We start from the raw sequence: 15,747 nt of genomic DNA on the forward strand, positions 1-15,747 counted from the left end.
TGCTTCTAACAATATGACTAATGCTGCTTTTAACAGTACTTCTAATAGCACTATTAACAATATTCCAGCTTTAAATACTGGCGTATCTGAGGATTCTTTAAGGATAGTGTCTTCTTCACCTATTGGAAATGAACAGGTTAGCGATGAAGAATTAAGGCCTAATGCATTAGAGGGGTTTATTGGACAGCCGCTTTTAAAAGCGCAGTTACAACTTTTTTTGGATGCAGCAAAGTTACGTGACGTTCCTCCTGACCATATGCTTCTCGCTGGTCCTCCAGGTCTTGGTAAGACTACCCTTGCGATGATTGTAGCTAACGAGCTTGGTGTTTCTATTAGAGTTACATCTGGTCCTGCTATTCAGCATGCTGGTGATTTAGCGTCAATTTTGAGTTCTCTTGATACTGGTGAAGTACTGTTTATTGATGAGATTCATCGTTTGCCTCGAGCTGCAGAAGAGTTGCTCTATATTGCTATGGAAGATTTCCGAGTTGATGTTATGGTTGGCAAGGGACCTGGAGCTTCATCAATACCTCTGACTCTTCCTCGTTTTACCGTAGTTGGAGCTACTACTAGAGAGGGAATGCTACCTTCTCCGTTGCGTGCGCGTTTTGGTTTTACTGCTCATTTGGATTTTTATCCTCATGAAGAGCTAGAAAAACTTGTTAATAGATCATCAAATGTTCTCGGTATAAAACTTGTAGATCAAGCTGCTAAGGAACTTGCTGTTAGGTCTAGAGGTACTCCGCGTATAGCAAATCGTTTGTTAAGACGTGTTAGAGATTGGGCTATTGTTCACAATCTTAAAGAAGTAGATAAAGAATCTGTAATAGAAGCATTAGCTTTGTATCAAATTGATACGCAAGGGTTAGATCGATTAGATATTGCAGTACTTAAAGCTATTGTTTGTCAATTTAATGGTGGGCCTGTAGGTCTTAATAATTTGGCTGCAATGGTTGGTGAAGAATCAGAAACTGTTGAAACGGTTTGTGAGCCTTATTTAGTACGTGAAGGATTCTTAATTCGTACACCTAAAGGTCGTGTTGCTACTTCAAAAGCTTGGCAACATTTGGGTCTTGAGCCTCCTAGTAATGTCAGTGAGATAGCATAAAATGTTCATTTTGGACGGTGTTTTGCCGTCTTAGGGTTGGACACTTAAGGAGTTTATTGTGCCTCAATTTTTCCAGCAATATGGCATACTCATCGTGCTCGTTGTAGCGATGGTTTTCATGATGATTTTCCAGAGTCGTAGTGCTAAGAAGCGTCAAGCTGAAGTCCGTTCTTTTTATGATTCTTTGAAACCTGGTACTGAGGTTATCACTATTGGTGGTGTTATCGGTAAGGTTGTTAGCGTAGATACCAAGTATGAAGAAATCGTGATTGATTCTGAGGGAAGTTTATTGCGATTTTCCTTCAGAGCTGTGAGTAAAGAATATATTCGTCCAGCGTTTATTAGCGATGAAGAAGCAGAAAATGCTGAAAAAGATCAAGCTAAGGATCAAGCTAAAGAATTAGCTAATGAATCTGATTCCGATAAGTCTGCAGAAACTCTTGAAGAAAATAAAACTTCTGAATCTTCAAAAGTTGAAGACAATAAAGATGATAACAAGGAATAGTAAGTAATCTTTTTTGAAAGCAGTTCTATTGTTGATCAGCATTTTATAAACGCGACAATAGTTGTAAAAGCATAATTTAATCTAATAGCATTTTTCACTCATGTTTGCCTTATTAAGCTTTGCTTAAAAGAAGGAAGATGCTGAAAGTTGTGAAAATAATGCTATTTATTTCAAACAAGAATTCGCTTGCAACGTGTTCATGTTTGAATAATTAAAAATGCAATTGTTTTGTCGAAATATTCGGGAGAAAAGAATAGTAGGATTATGGCAAAATCGGATATCACAGTAAAGCAATTTAAAACAGTAAGCAAAGAAGATGCTGATTACTTAGCTTCTCTGATTAATACCGTACCGGGATTTCCAAATCCAAATATCATATTCCGCGATTTTCTTCCTGTATTCTCTTCACCTCGCGGTCTCGGTATTCTTATTGATGCGCTGATTGATTGCTTGCCTGTTTCAGTTGATTCCTTTGACTTAGTTGCAGGTCTAGAAGCAAGAGGATTCTTATTTGGTCCTGTTCTTGCTGAACGCTTAGGAAAAGGATTTATTCCTGTTCGCAAAGCTGGTAAGTTGCCTCCAGAAGTTATTAGTGAATCTTATTCACTTGAATATGGCGAAGCTAAAATCGAAATCGAGAAAAGTGCTATTAAGCCTGGTCAGAGAGTCTTGATTGTAGATGATTTGATTGCTACTGGAGGGACTGCTAAAGCTGCTGCTCGGTTAATTGAACGTTCTGAGGGAAAAGTTGCCGGATTTAGTTTTGTTATGGAACTTACAGGAATAAGTGGCATGAGTGAACTAAGTTCATACCCTTGCTCAAGTTTGATGACAATGCCAGCGTAACTAATCAAAATCGATATTACGAATGAACTTTGTACGAATGAGTGTTGTGAGTATTAACATAGTACGAATAAGCATTAGTAATATTGATGAGTTTATGTTTCTATTTTGACATATAAGTGTGATACAAGTATTAGTGATAATACGAATAGTTATATGAGGAGTTATGTATGAAAAGATTAAAAGAATCTGTCATAACATTCCTTAAAGGAATTGCATCTCCGCTTATTGCTATTTTCGTTTTTGCATTAACAATCGGATTGTTCTTGTCTCTTACTTTGCTTGTTATATCGATAGAAGAAGGAACTGGAAGTTTTTCTGATTCAGCTATGTCTATTATGTGTGCAACTTTAATGCTTGCACAAGGTGTTGGGCTTGGATTAGAAGGTTTAGTTATTACTGTTACTCCTCTTGGGTTAACATTCCTTCTTATAGCATTTTTAGCTTATCTTATTCGTAAATTTAAAGGCTCTATTCCTGTTTACATTATTGGTTTTATTTGCTGGATTATTATAAACGTAATTATTTATCAAAATACTTCTATTGAATTATTAGATTCTTTGCCGATAGTTCTTTTAAAAACATCAATAATATACATAATTTCAATTTGTTTTGCTGTTATTCCTCATAGTGATTTAATTAATTCTTTATACAATAAATTCAAGCAATATATTAATCCGATTGTTCCTAGGATTATAAAACTATCGGTTGTTGGTGCTTTATCAACAGTTCTTGTTTATACGATTGTTTCGTGTATTGCTGTTATTGTTTGGTCGTTTGTTGGTTATGAAAATGTTGAGTCGTTTTTCACTGTATTAGGAATGCAACAAGGTTCCAGGATTTTAACAACAATTGCATGCTTAGCGTGGTTGCCGAATATAGCTTTATGGGCTTTGTCTTGGATTTGTGGTGCTGGATTCTCTGTAGGAAGTGTTGCTCATTTTGCTATTGGTGTAGCGAAATATAAGCAGATGCCGCCTGTACCTGTTTTTGGAATATTCCCACATGCTATTTCAAATCATTCGCAGCAAATGTTAGTTTTAAGTGCTGTTCCTGCGGCTTTGTTTGTTTTATCTCTTGTAATACTGTTCCTTAAAAAGGGATGCAATATAAGAGTTCATATTAGCGATAAGCAGATTGATTATAAGAAGTCTCTTATTGATTTTGGCGTTTCTGCTGTTGTATTAGTTTGTGTTGCTTCACTTTCAACAATTGTTATGAATATTCTATTTAATTGTTGTAATGGATCTTTGGGGCAGTATCGTCTTAAAAACATTGGAGTTAAAGCTGTTGAGAGCGTGCAGGCTGTTGGGCACTATACCTTATTGCCTTTTATAGCTGCATGGCTTGTTTCATTAGTTGGAATTTGTTTAGCATACTTAATTCTATGGTTATTTAATGTTATTAAGGATAAATATTTTGCTCATAATAAAGATTCTGTTCATAATAAAGATTCTGAAAAGAGTAAATCAAAGTTAAGAACAATTGCGAATAAACCTGATGCTAATAATTCTGCTGTAGATAATTCTTCTGTAAATAAATCTACTTCTAATAAATTTGGCGCTAATAGATCTGGAGCTACTAAATCTGGAGCTAATTCTTCTGATAGTAATAAATACAATGAAGAATACTTTGAGGAAGTACTTTCTGAGGAAGTATTTTCTGAAAAACCTGATAAAGAATCTTTTGAACGAAAATCAATCGCAGATGAAAATATTAGCGATAAGAATTCTAAAAATAAGACTTTGTCTTCGAAACGAAATGTTCCTAGAACAATTCGATCGAAGGCAGTAAAAAAATAAATCTCATCCACTATAAGGAGGGAAGACCGCCGTGCAACAGACAACGAGCCAAGAATCATGTGCAAACGTGCTGATAACCACAGACAAACGGTCAATTAAAAGGGTGCTTGTTTCAGTATTTCGTAAAGAAGGACTTGAAACTTTAGCACAAGCTTTTATTAAAGAAGGAACGCAAGTTGTATCAACTGGTTCAACTGCAGCATTCCTTACTAAATTAGGTGTAAATGTTACTGAGGTTTCCGAAGTTACTGGTTTCCCTGAAAGTTTAGATGGACGAGTTAAAACTCTAGATCCGCATATTCATGCTGGTATTTTAGCTGATATGAATAATCCAGAGCATGTTCAGCAGCTTAAAGATCTGAATATTGCTCCGTTTGATGCTGTAGTAGTAAATTTGTATCCGTTTGTAGACACTGTTATGAATGGTGGAAACGAAGCTCAGATTATCGAGAAAATTGATATTGGCGGGCCTTCCATGATTCGTGCTGCTGCTAAAAATCATGCTACGGTGGCAGTTATTACTGATCCAAATGACTATAGTTTGCTTGCAAGTAGAATTCTTTCAGGAGAAGGTTTTAGTCTTGAAGAGCGCAAATATTTAGCTCGTAAGGCTTTTGCTCATACTGCTGCTTATGATGCTGCTATTTCTCAATGGACTAGTGATAATTGGAGTAAACCTGAAAGCTTGTCTTTGAATGCATCTGCATGTGAAGAATCTTCAGATAAAGTACAAAATTGCGATTTGGAGCATGAAGAAGATTTAACAATGCCATTAGATTTTACTCGTACTTATCGTAGGGAACGAGTATTGCGATATGGTGAGAATCCTCATCAGCAGGCTGGTTTGTATGTTGACCCATTGCATAAGGGTGGGCTAGCTCAGGCTGAACTTCTTGGTGGAAAACCTATGAGCTACAACAATTATGTTGATGCTGATGCTGCTTGGCGTGCGGTTTGGGATTTTGCTCCTAGAATTACTGTTGCTGTTTGCAAGCATAACAATCCATGCGGTTTAGCTATTGGAGCTACTGCTGCTGAAGCTCATAAGAAAGCTCATGCGTGCGATCCTGTAAGTGCCTACGGTGGTGTTATTGCAACTAATACTACTGTTACTTTGGAAATGGCAGAAAGTGTTCGACCAATTTTCACTGAGGTAATTGTTGCGCCAGATTATGAGCCTGAAGCTTTGGAATTATTGCGCACTAAGAAGAAGAATCTTAGGATTTTGAAAGTTGCAAATCCTCCTGTTTTCGGTTTACAGCTTCATCCAATTGATGGTGGTGCATTGGTTCAAACAGCAGATTTAATTGATGCTGAAGGGGATAGCCCAGAAAATTGGAAGCTTGTTTCAGGAGATCCTGCTGATGTTGACACTATGAGAGATTTGCAATTTGCTTGGCGTGCGCTTCGTTGCGTGAAGTCTAACGCTATTTTGCTTGCTAATAATAGTGCTACTGTTGGTATCGGTATGGGACAGGTTAATCGCGTGGATTCGTGCCATTTAGCTGTTGAACGTGCTAATACTTTGGCTGATGGCGTTGAGCGTGCTCGCGGAGCTGTTGCGGCTTCGGACGCGTTCTTCCCATTTGCTGATGGTCCTCAAATCCTGATTGATGCAGGCGTTCGTGCAATCGTACAGCCTGGTGGATCTATTCGCGATGAGGAAGTGTTTGAAGCTGCGCGCGCAGCCGGCGTAACGATGTACACTACCGGCACTCGCCACTTCTTCCACTAAATCCGGAATTCGTAAATTCGCGAAATAAGTAAATCCGCGAAATAAGTAAAATAAGTAAATCAATATTCTGAAAATGCAGTGTTTGATAACTTCAAGCGCTGCATTTTCTGCGTTATGCCCTAAAAGAATTTATGTCTTATTATCTAGTTATCGCGAAGCAGGTATGATACAAGTATGACTAATAGTGAGCAGCAGATTGAATCTAATAAAACTGAGCATCCTTATGTGTCAGAAAAACGTGAGGGTAAGCCTTATGCTGAGTGGATTGTAGCAATACTTGTTTTTATATCAGCGGTTTTAGCGTTCTTTGAATACACAATGGCCGCCACAGTTATTGTATCTGCAACGGCCATTGTTATTGGTGTTATGCGCATTATTTTACGTGATCGTAGTCCTTGGAAAGTTCGAACAGTATTTTTCGATTCTTTTGTGAGCATAGCTCTTGGAATCGGATTGCTCATAACATATTGTTCAATTATTTTTCTGTTTTAATATTCAATCCATTTAATACTTAAATTTTAACCAGAATATTAAAACTAAATTTATTAGTTATGTTGTGAATAATGATTAGTTTTATTTATTACTAACAGAGTTAGTTAAATAAGCTGCATTATTCGCATTGGTTGCATTATTCGCATTGTTTGTGTTTACATTTTTATTGTTTTGTGCAGAAATTCGCGAATCATTGTGATTTCCATGCTTATTAGTTAAAGCTGAAGGTGAATGTGGTTCACGTAATAACTTAGTAAGCAATACAGCGAAACTTACAATTGCTGCAGCAAAAATTGGAGCAACCCAGAATAACCAAAGTTGGGTTAGTGGATTAACTTCGAAATCATAGAAGTTTGCGAATAACGCGATACCAGTAGAGCGAGCAGGATTCAAACTAGCGCCTGTAATCTGGTAAGTAAGTAAGGATCCAGCTGCGTATGCAATACCAATATGTGTTGCGTAACCGCATTTAGTATTACCTTCATTGTCTGTGCTACGCAATGCAGTTGCAACAATCAAAATAACAGCAATAACTTCAACTAATAATGCGGAAACTATTCCGAAGGACAAGTTTATTTCTTTTATTTGACGCGAGAGAAGAGATCCCTTTTCAAAACCGTTTATTATTAAAGTAAGCCAGTTCTTTTTGTCAAAGCCTGAACCTTGATTAAGTTGGGATGGATCGACGTTTGAATTCATATGAGGAATAGTAAGAATAAATAATCCTGCAGCGACGATAGAGCCAATAACTTGTGCGACAATGTAGCATAATCCTGCAGCGTATGGAGTGCGTCCTGTAAGCATTGAAGCAACTGTTACTGCAGGGTTAAGGTGGCCTCCAGAAATTTTAGATGTAATATATGCTGCAGTAGCGTAAGCAAAGCCCGTGCCGGCAGCAATCGTTAGAACATTAACACCCCATATGACGGTAGTGAAAGAATAAAAAGTGTAAATTGTGAACATTGCTAAAGTTGTAGCAATGAATTCAGCGCCAATGCGAACAATAAGTGGTGCTGAATTTTTAGTTGTACTGCACTGTGTATCTGTAGTTTTAATCATAATTTTCCTTAATTTTTAGTTGTGCTGCTTTATTAATGATTACAACACAAAACATAGGCTATACTATCACGGCTAGGCTATACGGTAATATAGAAACTCATGGTAATTTCACTCAAATTATGAAATTGCTATAAATTATAAAATCATAGAAATATATAAAAGAATTTCAATTCTGTTGCGCTTATTGAACTTGTTGTGTTACGTAAGATGCGAAGAATTGTGATTCATAGGTCACGTTGGGAGAACGATGCCAAACGCATATTCCCGCGCCAATCAGGCGCATTCAGATGACAAAAACGCCATTCGACTGCAGAAGTTGCTTGCTGAAGCGGGATTTGGTTCACGTCGAAAGTGTGAAGAAATAATCCTTGATGGTCGTGTTGAGGTAGACGACGAATTGGTTACAACACTTGGTACTCGAGTGGATCCTAGTAAACAAAAGATTCGTGTAGACGGTGCTCGTGTGAAATTTAACACGAAATTAGTAACTCTTGCTTTGAATAAGCCTAAGCGAGTTCTTAGTGCAATGGATGATCCAAAAGGTCGCTTTACTTTAAGAGATATTGTTGGAGACAAGTACGAGCGAATTTTCCACATGGGGCGCTTGGATTACGATTCGGAAGGTCTTATTTTAATGACCAACGATGGTGAGTTAAGCCAGCATGTTATGCATCCAAAGTATGAAGTTGAGAAAACTTATATTGCAACTGTTGAAGGCAAGATTAACGGTTTGGTTTGCAGACGCTTGGTTTCGCAAGGCGTAAATCTTGAAGATGGTTGGATTAAGCTCGATCGATGCGCAATAATCGACCAGAATCACGATGCAACTATCGTAAAAGTTGTGTTGCACTCTGGTAAGAATCGTATTGTGCGCAGAATTTTTGGAGCCGTAGGATACCCTGTAAAGCGTCTTGTGCGTACTCAAATTGGTCCTATTAAATTGGGGGACTTAAAAGCTGGATCGTATCGAGTGCTTTCTCAAACGGAAGTGCGCTCTCTTTCTAAGGAGGTTGGCCTGTGATTTGCGTAGCAATTGATGGACCAGCAGGAGTAGGTAAATCTTCTACTTCCCGTGCTTTAGCGCAATACTATGGTTTTGCATATTTAGATACGGGGGCAATGTATCGAGCTGCTGCTTGGTGGTGCTTGAAGCAAGGTATTGATTTAAGCACGCAACTTGAATTAGATGAAGAAGGAAATCCTGTAAATCCAGCTGATACTGAACGTTTTAATCAAATTGTTGAAGCTGTTGGAGCCTTATTTACTGAAAGTGACGCTGACTTTAGCGTTGATCCTAAGAATCCTGTAGTGACTGTCGAAGGTGAGGATATTAGCGAAGAATTGCGTTCTGTTGAGGTTTCTTCGCACGTGTCTACTGTATCTTCAATTCCTGCAGTTCGCCGTATGCTTATTGCTGCTCAGCGCGCGTATATTGCTTCAGAGTCTAGTGAAGATTCTTTCTCAGGCGGAGAGGGAATAGTTGCAGAAGGCCGTGATATTACTACTGTTGTTGCTCCTAATGCGCAAGTTCGAGTGCTTCTTACTGCTCGTGAGGATGTGCGTCAAGCTCGCAGAAACAAGCAGGATATTGCGCAAGAAAATTTGCAAAATAATGAATCTAAGAATATTGAATCTGAAGAAGACGATATTCGCGCTCGTGACGCTAAAGATTCTAAAGTTACGCATTTTCTTCAAGCAGCAGACGGTGTTACAACTCTCGATAATTCTGATTTAACTTTTGAGCAGACTCTTGACGCTCTTGTTGAAATGGTTGATGCTGCTATCGAGCAGGATGAGTACGATCGCTATGCCGCTAATCTTGAAGGTTACGATCTTGACGATGAAGACCGTGCGCTTCTTCGAGGCGACGAAGTAAGTCAAGATGATGCGAAAGATTCTAAAGCTGTTGGAGTAATCGCTGTTATAGGCAGGCCAAACGTTGGAAAATCAACGCTTGTAAATCGTATTTTGGGTCATCGTGTAGCTGTTGTAGAAGATACTCCAGGTGTTACGAGGGATCGCGTAAGTTACGACGCTGAGTGGGCCGGAACCAATTTTAAGCTGGTTGATACTGGTGGTTGGGAAGCAGATGTCGAAGGAATTGATTCTTCTATTGCTCAGCAAGCGCAAGTAGCAGTGCGTTTAAGCGATGCTGTGATTTTCCTAGTGGATGGTCAGGTTGGTTTAACTGCTACAGATGAGCGTATTGTTTCAATGCTTCGCGCTGCCGGTAAGCCTATTACTTTGGCAGTTAACAAAGTTGACGACGCTAGAAGTGAGTATTTGACTGCAGAGTTTTGGAAGCTCGGAATGGGTGAGCCTTACGGAATTTCTGCAATGCACGGCAGAGGCGTTGGAGATTTGCTTGATGCAGCTCTTAACTCTTTAAAGAAAGCGAATAAAACTTCAGGATTCTTAACTCCAGAAGGACTTCGCAGAGTTGCTTTAGTAGGTCGTCCAAACGTTGGTAAGTCTTCGCTTTTGAATCATTTAGCTCACGAAGAGCGATCTGTTGTAAACGATTTGGCTGGAACAACTCGTGACCCTGTTGATGAGGTTGTGCGAGTTGACGGCGAGGATTGGCTGTTTATTGACACTGCTGGTATTAAGCGCAGGCAGCATAAGCTTACGGGTGCTGAATACTATTCTTCACTTCGTACGCAAGCTGCGATTGAACGCTCGGAACTTGCTTTGATTCTTTTCGATTCTTCTCAGCCGATTGCGGAGCAGGATTTGAAAGTTATGAGCCAGGCTGTAGACGCAGGTCGAGCAATCGTACTTGTGTTTAACAAGTGGGACTTGATGGACGAATTTTCCAGACAGCGCATGGAACGCTTGTGGAAAACTGAGTTTGAGCGCGTAACTTGGGCTGAGCGTGTGAACCTTTCTGCAAAAACAGGATGGCATACGAATCGTCTTGCGCGCGCTATGCGAACAGCTTTAGACAGCTGGGATAAGCGTATTCCTACAGGCAAGCTCAACGCTTTCTTGGGGCGTATCCAGTCTGCTCATCCACATCCTTTGCGAGGCGGAAAGCAAGCGAGAATCTTGTTCGCTACGCAAGCTTCTACGCGCCCACCGCGTTTTGTGATATTCACAACAGGCTTCTTAGAGCACGGCTACCGTCGCTTTATTGAGCGTTCTCTTCGAGAAGAGTTTGGATTCGAGGGAACTCCTATTCAAATCTCCGTAAAAGTACGAGATAAGAAGAAGCGCAAGTAAAGTCGCAGGTTAATCACAAATAAATCGCAAATAAATTTGCGATTAAAGTCACGAGTAAAGCTTAAGTAAAGTAGGAGCGTATATGGCTGGTTTGGGCGAGTTAGCTTTTGATTTGCATCATGCTAGCGAAGATGAGATTTTTCAAGCATTTGTTGATTGGGTTAAAGATAACAAGCATGTAGATTTGTGGCCGCATCAAGAAGAATCCGTTATGGATTTGCTTGCAGGGGATCACGTAATCTTAAACACTCCAACAGGTTCTGGAAAGTCGCTTGTCGCGCTCGGCATGCATTTTGCGGCACTCGCCACCGGCAGACGCTCCTACTATACTGCGCCAATTAAAGCTCTTGTATCCGAAAAATTCTTCGATTTAGTAGCTATTTTTGGGCGTGACAACGTTGGCATGATTACAGGCGACTCGCATATTAATGCTGATGCTCCAATAATCTGCTGCACGGCGGAAATCTTAGCAAATCAAGCCTTACGTGAAGGCGCAAACGCTGAAGTCGATTGCGTTGCAATGGACGAATTCCACTACTATGGTGATCCAGAGCGCGGATGGGCTTGGCAAGTGCCTCTGCTTACACTCCCAAATACGCAATTCTTACTTATGAGCGCAACTCTTGGAGACGTAACGGATATTGCGGAACGCTTAGAAAAATCAACAAAACGTAGTGTTGATATTATTGCTAATGCGCCAAGACCAATCCCACTCGAATACGAGTACACAGATAAGCCGCTAGCAACAACTGTAGAACTCTTATTTAACAAGGGTTTAACGCCAATATACGTAGTTCATTTTTCGCAAGACGCAGCTCTTGAAACAGCGCAAGCGCTCGCAAGCACTGGAGTTTCAAGCAAAGAGCAGCGAGACAAAATTGCTCAAGCCATTAAAGGTACTAAATTTACTACAGGATTCGGCAAAATCTTGCAAAGGCTACTGCGCACCGGTGTAGGCGTACATCATGCTGGTATGCTTCCGCGCTACCGTAGGCTTGTCGAACAGCTAGCTCAGCAGGGGTTGCTGCCCGTTATTTGCGGAACAGACACTCTCGGCGTTGGCATTAACGTGCCAATTCACTCGGTTGTGCTTACAGCTCTTACAAAATTTGATGGAAACCGTAGTAGAAAGCTTCGCGCTCGCGAGTTTCATCAAATTGCAGGTCGTGCAGGCAGAATGGGATTCGATACTGAGGGCTTAGTAGTTGCAGAGGCTCCAGAGTTTGAGATTGAGAATGCGCGCGCTGTTGCAAAAGCTGGAAATGATCCTAAAAAGCTTAAAAAAGTTAAGCGTAAGAAAGCTCCAGAAGGATTTGTTGTTTGGGGCGAGCCAACGTTTACTAAGCTTATTGAAAGCGCTCCAGAAACTTTGAATCCTCATATGGTTGTAACGCACTCAATGATTTTGAACGAAGTTACGCAAGGTGGGGATGCTAGAGCGCGCGTTGAAAAGCTTATTGAAGATAGCGCACAAAAGCCGCAAGATAAAGAAAAATTGCTTGAGCGTTGCGACGATATTTTCCAAACTTTGCTCGATACTCAAGTGATTGAATGCAGAGAGCGCGCTGACGGTTCTTGTGATTATGATCTTGATGTTGCTATGCCTGAAGGTTTTGCGCTAGATCAGCCGCTTTCTCCGTTCTTGCTCGCAGCTTTGGAACTTCTAGACCCAGAATCTCCAAGCTATGCGCTTGACGTAATTTCTATGGTTGAAGCAACTTTGGATGACCCTAAGCCTGTTCTTCGTGCGCAAGAGCGTAAGGCTCGCGATGCTGCAATGGCTGGCATGAAGGATGATGGCATTGATTACGAAGAGCGCATGGAACGCTTAGCTGAAGTTAGCTATCCTAAGCCTTTGGAAGATTTGCTAACTCCTGCTTTTGCGCAATATCGCAAAGATGTTCCGTGGGCAAACGACTACTGGCTAAAGCCTAAATCTGTGCTTCGAGACATGGTTGAAACCGCCTCCGATTTTACTGGATACATTTCTCGTTATGGCATTGCTAGAAGTGAGGGAACGCTTCTTCGTTACCTTTCGGACGCTTATCGTTCGCTTGCTCGCACTGTGCCAGAAGATATGCTTAACGAAGAATTGCGTGATATTATTTCGTGGCTTCGTCTTGTTGTGCGCTCTATTGATTCAAGTCTTGTTGACGAGTGGGAAAGTGCAGGAGGGTCGGACGCTGAAGCTAGCGCTGTAACTATGGCTGCTCCTGGAACTTCTGAGTCTGTAGTTGAGGATCGTCGTGGACTTATTGTGTTGATTCGAAACGCAATGTTTAGACGCGTGCAACTTATGGATTTGGAAGATGCGGATGCTTTGGGAGAGCTTGACAAAGCTTGGGGCTACGGCGTTCACGAGTGGAATGATGTGCTTGACGACTATTACGATGAGCACGAGTATGTTGGAATAGATGCCAAGGCTAGAAGTGGCGATCTGTTTATTTTGGATGATTCTCTTGAGAAGAGTGAGCATTCGTGGAAAGTTCGGCAGATTATCGACGATTCGGACGGAGATCATAATTGGGCTATTACTGGCGTTGTTGATTTGGATACAACGCAAGACGAAGGCGAAGTTGTGTTCTTTGATTATCAAGTTTCGCGTGTGTGATTTTTAAAAATGTGCTAACAGGCACAGAAGGCAAAACATGGAATTCAGAATGCAATCGAACGTTTGTTCTATATGTAGTGTAAGCTGGTATTTATGGAGCAAGATTTATTTTCCGCAAGTAGTGCGCCTAGCGATGTGACGCGTCCGTTGGCAGTGCGTATGCGCCCAAGCAGTATTGAAGACGTGTTGGGACAGTCGCATGCGCTAAAAGAAGGTTCGCCTTTACGCAGGCTTGCGAATCCGCAATCTAAAGGTTCTCTTACTGCTCCAAGTTCTGTTGTGTTGTTTGGCCCTCCAGGAGTTGGTAAAACTACGCTTGCTTATATTGTGGCTAGACAGTCTGGTCGAGTGTTTGAAGAGCTTTCTGCTGTAACATCCGGAGTTAAAGACGTTCGAGCTGTGCTAGACCGAGCGCATGAGCGTTTAGTTAGTAAAGGTCAAGAAACGGTTCTGTTTATTGACGAAGTTCACCGTTTTTCTAAATCTCAGCAGGATGCTTTGCTTCCAAGCGTTGAAAATCGCGACGTAACTTTTATTGGAGCTACTACAGAAAATCCAAGTTTTTCAATCATTAAGCCGCTACTTAGCAGATCAGTAGTTGTTAAACTTGAGTCTCTTAGTGTTGAAGATTTGCATACGCTTATAGAACGTGCGCTAACTAGCGAAAACGGTCTTAATGATCAGCTTAAAATCGACGATGATGCTATTGATTCAATTATTCGTTTAAGCGGGGGAGACGCCCGCAAAACTCTCACCATTTTAGAGGCTGCTGCAGGAGCAGTAACAGGAGATGTTGCGTTGCAACATGGCAAAAAGAAGCCTGTAATTACTGCTGATATCGTTTCTAACGTAATGGATACTACTACAGTTCGCTACGACAAAGACGGCGATGATCATTACGATGTGATTTCTGCTTTTATTAAGTCGATGCGCGGAAGTGATGTTGACGCTTCTTTGCATTATTTAGCGCGAATGCTTAGAGCTGGGGAAGACCCGCGTTTTATTGCCAGGCGAATTATGATTGCTGCTGCGGAAGAAGTTGGTATGGCAGCGCCGCAAATTTTACAAGTAACTGTTGCTGCAGCTCAAGCAGTTGCTCTAATTGGCATGCCAGAAGCGCGCATTATTCTTTCTGAAGCTGTGATTGCTGTAGCAACTGCTCCTAAATCAAACGCAAGCTATAACGCTATTAATAAGGCTTTGCAAGACGTTGATGCTGGAAATATCGGTCAAGTGCCTCTTCATTTGCGAAACGCTCCGACTGCTTTGATGAAAAGTTGGGGTAATCACGACGGTTACAAGTATGCTCACGATTATCCGGGTGCTGTGGCATCGCAACAATATATGCCAGATGAGCTGGTTGGTCGCGAATACTATCAGCCATCCAATCGCGGCTACGAGCATGAGCTTACTCAACGCTTATCTCAAATCCGCAACATTCTTCATAATTCTGAAGATAACAGTTAAATAAATACTCCGAATGGTTTATACAATAAATATGCTCCACGATTCGCTTGGCTATCAAATTGCTATGAATAAGCCTTAGAATCATGGAGCATTATTTATATTTTGGGACTATAGCCCTATATTTTATATCGACGATAAAATTACGTTTTGATTTTCGAACGGATAGTTTTATTGATTATTTGCTCCCGATGAGATATCCCTCATTAGGCCAGTTGTAAGCGAACGGAAGTCAGTGTGGTAAAGATCATCAACGTCTCCAACAACCATAACGTTTCCATACATTGATGGGAATATTAACACGCATGTGGTTTTACCTGCAATCATGATTCTTTCGCCGCCGCTGATAGAAAGCGGATTATATCCTTCATCGACAATTTTATCTATCTTTCTTTTGTTTTTCTCAGAAGAAGGGAATTCGTCTACTACACAGTCTGCGGCATTGCGGAAGTCGTCATTTGATCCAACTTTAACGATTGCTTCAGCTCCATTAAGAGCATAACTATGCGTTATAGGCATATTACATTTCTGACTAATTGCATTAAGATCTGGCTCAATATTAAACAGTTTTCGTAAACCGCTAAATGAACCATTGTGTGAAATGGAATAGCATGAAAATACTAGTACTGCTAAAAATACGATTGCCAATATGAAGCCTATAATTTTAGATTTCATGATCAGAAACCTCTCTCTTGCGCGCAATATAACTATGAATAAATAAGCATTATTGCTGAGTTTCTATAATTTATTAGTCTCTCTTAAGTGAAAACACTTAAACACGATTCTAATTGCATGTAGTGATAAGCATGCATGCATAACGCATTCCCTAAATTGTTTGCGATTTAACTTAGATTGAGTGCTGTTAAATGGCGCATGTGTTTAAAAACAGTAAAAGGCTCATAGTAA

General features: G+C 40.5%; 12 protein-coding genes. 10 read left to right on the forward strand and 2 right to left on the reverse strand.

Annotated features, from left to right (window positions below):
* The first annotated feature begins 13 nt into the window (after nucleotides 1–13).
* The 6 genes from ruvB to HXT51_RS00370 all read left to right on the forward strand — a co-directional run bounded on the left by ruvB (nucleotide 14) and on the right by HXT51_RS00370 (nucleotide 6,485).
* The gene (gene ruvB / locus HXT51_RS00345; protein WP_415692195.1) at nucleotides 14–1,108 is read left to right on the forward strand and encodes a Holliday junction branch migration DNA helicase RuvB; all 1,095 of its coding nucleotides are present in this window, start codon (nucleotides 14–16) and stop codon (nucleotides 1,106–1,108) included.
* Nucleotides 1,109–1,166: 58 nt separating this feature from the next.
* Nucleotides 1,167–1,613 carry a preprotein translocase subunit YajC gene (gene yajC, locus HXT51_RS00350; RefSeq protein WP_415691924.1) on the forward strand — a complete coding sequence of 149 codons (447 nt, stop codon included), beginning with the start codon at nucleotides 1,167–1,169 and terminating at the stop codon, nucleotides 1,611–1,613.
* Nucleotides 1,614–1,877: 264 nt separating this feature from the next.
* Nucleotides 1,878–2,459, forward strand: coding sequence for an adenine phosphoribosyltransferase (locus tag HXT51_RS00355; RefSeq protein WP_103085003.1), 582 nt, complete (start codon nucleotides 1,878–1,880; stop codon nucleotides 2,457–2,459).
* 167 nt (nucleotides 2,460–2,626) lie between these two features.
* A complete protein-coding gene (locus HXT51_RS00360) occupies nucleotides 2,627–4,258 on the forward strand; it encodes a DUF6350 family protein (protein ID WP_421776512.1) in 1,632 nt (543 codons plus the stop codon).
* Between the two features lie 73 nt (nucleotides 4,259–4,331).
* A complete protein-coding gene (gene purH / locus HXT51_RS00365; RefSeq protein ID WP_415692196.1) occupies nucleotides 4,332–5,993 on the forward strand; it encodes a bifunctional phosphoribosylaminoimidazolecarboxamide formyltransferase/IMP cyclohydrolase in 1,662 nt (553 codons plus the stop codon).
* 174 nt (nucleotides 5,994–6,167) lie between these two features.
* Nucleotides 6,168–6,485, forward strand: coding sequence for a DUF3017 domain-containing protein (locus HXT51_RS00370; RefSeq protein WP_103085006.1), 318 nt, complete (start codon nucleotides 6,168–6,170; stop codon nucleotides 6,483–6,485).
* A gap of 81 nt (nucleotides 6,486–6,566) precedes the next feature.
* On the opposite strand, the gene HXT51_RS00375 is transcribed toward HXT51_RS00370, so the two are convergent.
* Entirely contained in the window at nucleotides 6,567–7,544 is a 978-nt protein-coding gene (locus HXT51_RS00375; RefSeq protein ID WP_415691928.1) for an MIP/aquaporin family protein, read from the reverse strand.
* Nucleotides 7,545–7,791: 247 nt separating this feature from the next.
* Here HXT51_RS00375 and HXT51_RS00380 point away from each other — a divergent pair, with 247 nt between their 5' ends.
* The 4 genes from HXT51_RS00380 to HXT51_RS00395 all read left to right on the forward strand — a co-directional run bounded on the left by HXT51_RS00380 (nucleotide 7,792) and on the right by HXT51_RS00395 (nucleotide 14,844).
* The gene (locus HXT51_RS00380; protein WP_103085008.1) at nucleotides 7,792–8,565 is read left to right on the forward strand and encodes a pseudouridine synthase; all 774 of its coding nucleotides are present in this window, start codon (nucleotides 7,792–7,794) and stop codon (nucleotides 8,563–8,565) included.
* Complete coding sequence (gene der / locus HXT51_RS00385; RefSeq protein WP_421776513.1) at nucleotides 8,562–10,766, forward strand: bifunctional cytidylate kinase/GTPase Der; 2,205 nt, start codon at nucleotides 8,562–8,564, stop codon at nucleotides 10,764–10,766. Before HXT51_RS00380 ends, der begins: the two co-directional genes overlap by 4 nt.
* Nucleotides 10,767–10,848: 82 nt before the next feature.
* Complete coding sequence (locus HXT51_RS00390) at nucleotides 10,849–13,377, forward strand: DEAD/DEAH box helicase (RefSeq protein WP_421776514.1); 2,529 nt, start codon at nucleotides 10,849–10,851, stop codon at nucleotides 13,375–13,377.
* A 93-nt stretch (nucleotides 13,378–13,470) separates the two neighbouring features.
* Nucleotides 13,471–14,844 (forward strand): replication-associated recombination protein A, encoded by a 1,374-nt coding sequence (locus HXT51_RS00395; RefSeq protein WP_421776515.1) that lies wholly within the window; start codon nucleotides 13,471–13,473, stop codon nucleotides 14,842–14,844.
* A gap of 168 nt (nucleotides 14,845–15,012) precedes the next feature.
* Here the strand turns inward: HXT51_RS00395 and HXT51_RS00400 are convergent, their stop codons facing one another.
* Entirely contained in the window at nucleotides 15,013–15,516 is a 504-nt protein-coding gene (locus HXT51_RS00400) for a hypothetical protein (protein WP_421776516.1), read from the reverse strand.
* Nucleotides 15,517–15,747 lie beyond the last annotated feature (231 nt).

This window comes from Gardnerella sp. KA00255, assembly GCF_049244095.1.
GTDB classification, from domain to species: Bacteria; Actinomycetota; Actinomycetes; order Actinomycetales; family Bifidobacteriaceae; genus Bifidobacterium; species Bifidobacterium vaginale_F.

Bases quoted from the DNA above. Each gene is read 5' to 3' on its own strand.
- ruvB (WP_415692195.1), top strand. From the start codon at position 14: ATGACTAATGCTGCTTTTAACAGTACTTCTAATAGCACTATTAACAAT.
- HXT51_RS00355 (WP_103085003.1), top strand. From the start codon at position 1,878: ATGGCAAAATCGGATATCACAGTAAAGCAATTTAAAACAGTAAGCAAA.
- HXT51_RS00360 (WP_421776512.1), top strand. From the start codon at position 2,627: ATGAAAAGATTAAAAGAATCTGTCATAACATTCCTTAAAGGAATTGCA.
- HXT51_RS00370 (WP_103085006.1), top strand. From the start codon at position 6,168: ATGACTAATAGTGAGCAGCAGATTGAATCTAATAAAACTGAGCATCCT.
- HXT51_RS00375 (WP_415691928.1), bottom strand. From the start codon at position 7,544: ATGATTAAAACTACAGATACACAGTGCAGTACAACTAAAAATTCAGCA.
- HXT51_RS00380 (WP_103085008.1), top strand. From the start codon at position 7,792: ATGCCAAACGCATATTCCCGCGCCAATCAGGCGCATTCAGATGACAAA.
- HXT51_RS00390 (WP_421776514.1), top strand. From the start codon at position 10,849: ATGGCTGGTTTGGGCGAGTTAGCTTTTGATTTGCATCATGCTAGCGAA.
- HXT51_RS00395 (WP_421776515.1), top strand. From the start codon at position 13,471: ATGGAGCAAGATTTATTTTCCGCAAGTAGTGCGCCTAGCGATGTGACG.
- HXT51_RS00400 (WP_421776516.1), bottom strand. From the start codon at position 15,516: ATGAAATCTAAAATTATAGGCTTCATATTGGCAATCGTATTTTTAGCA.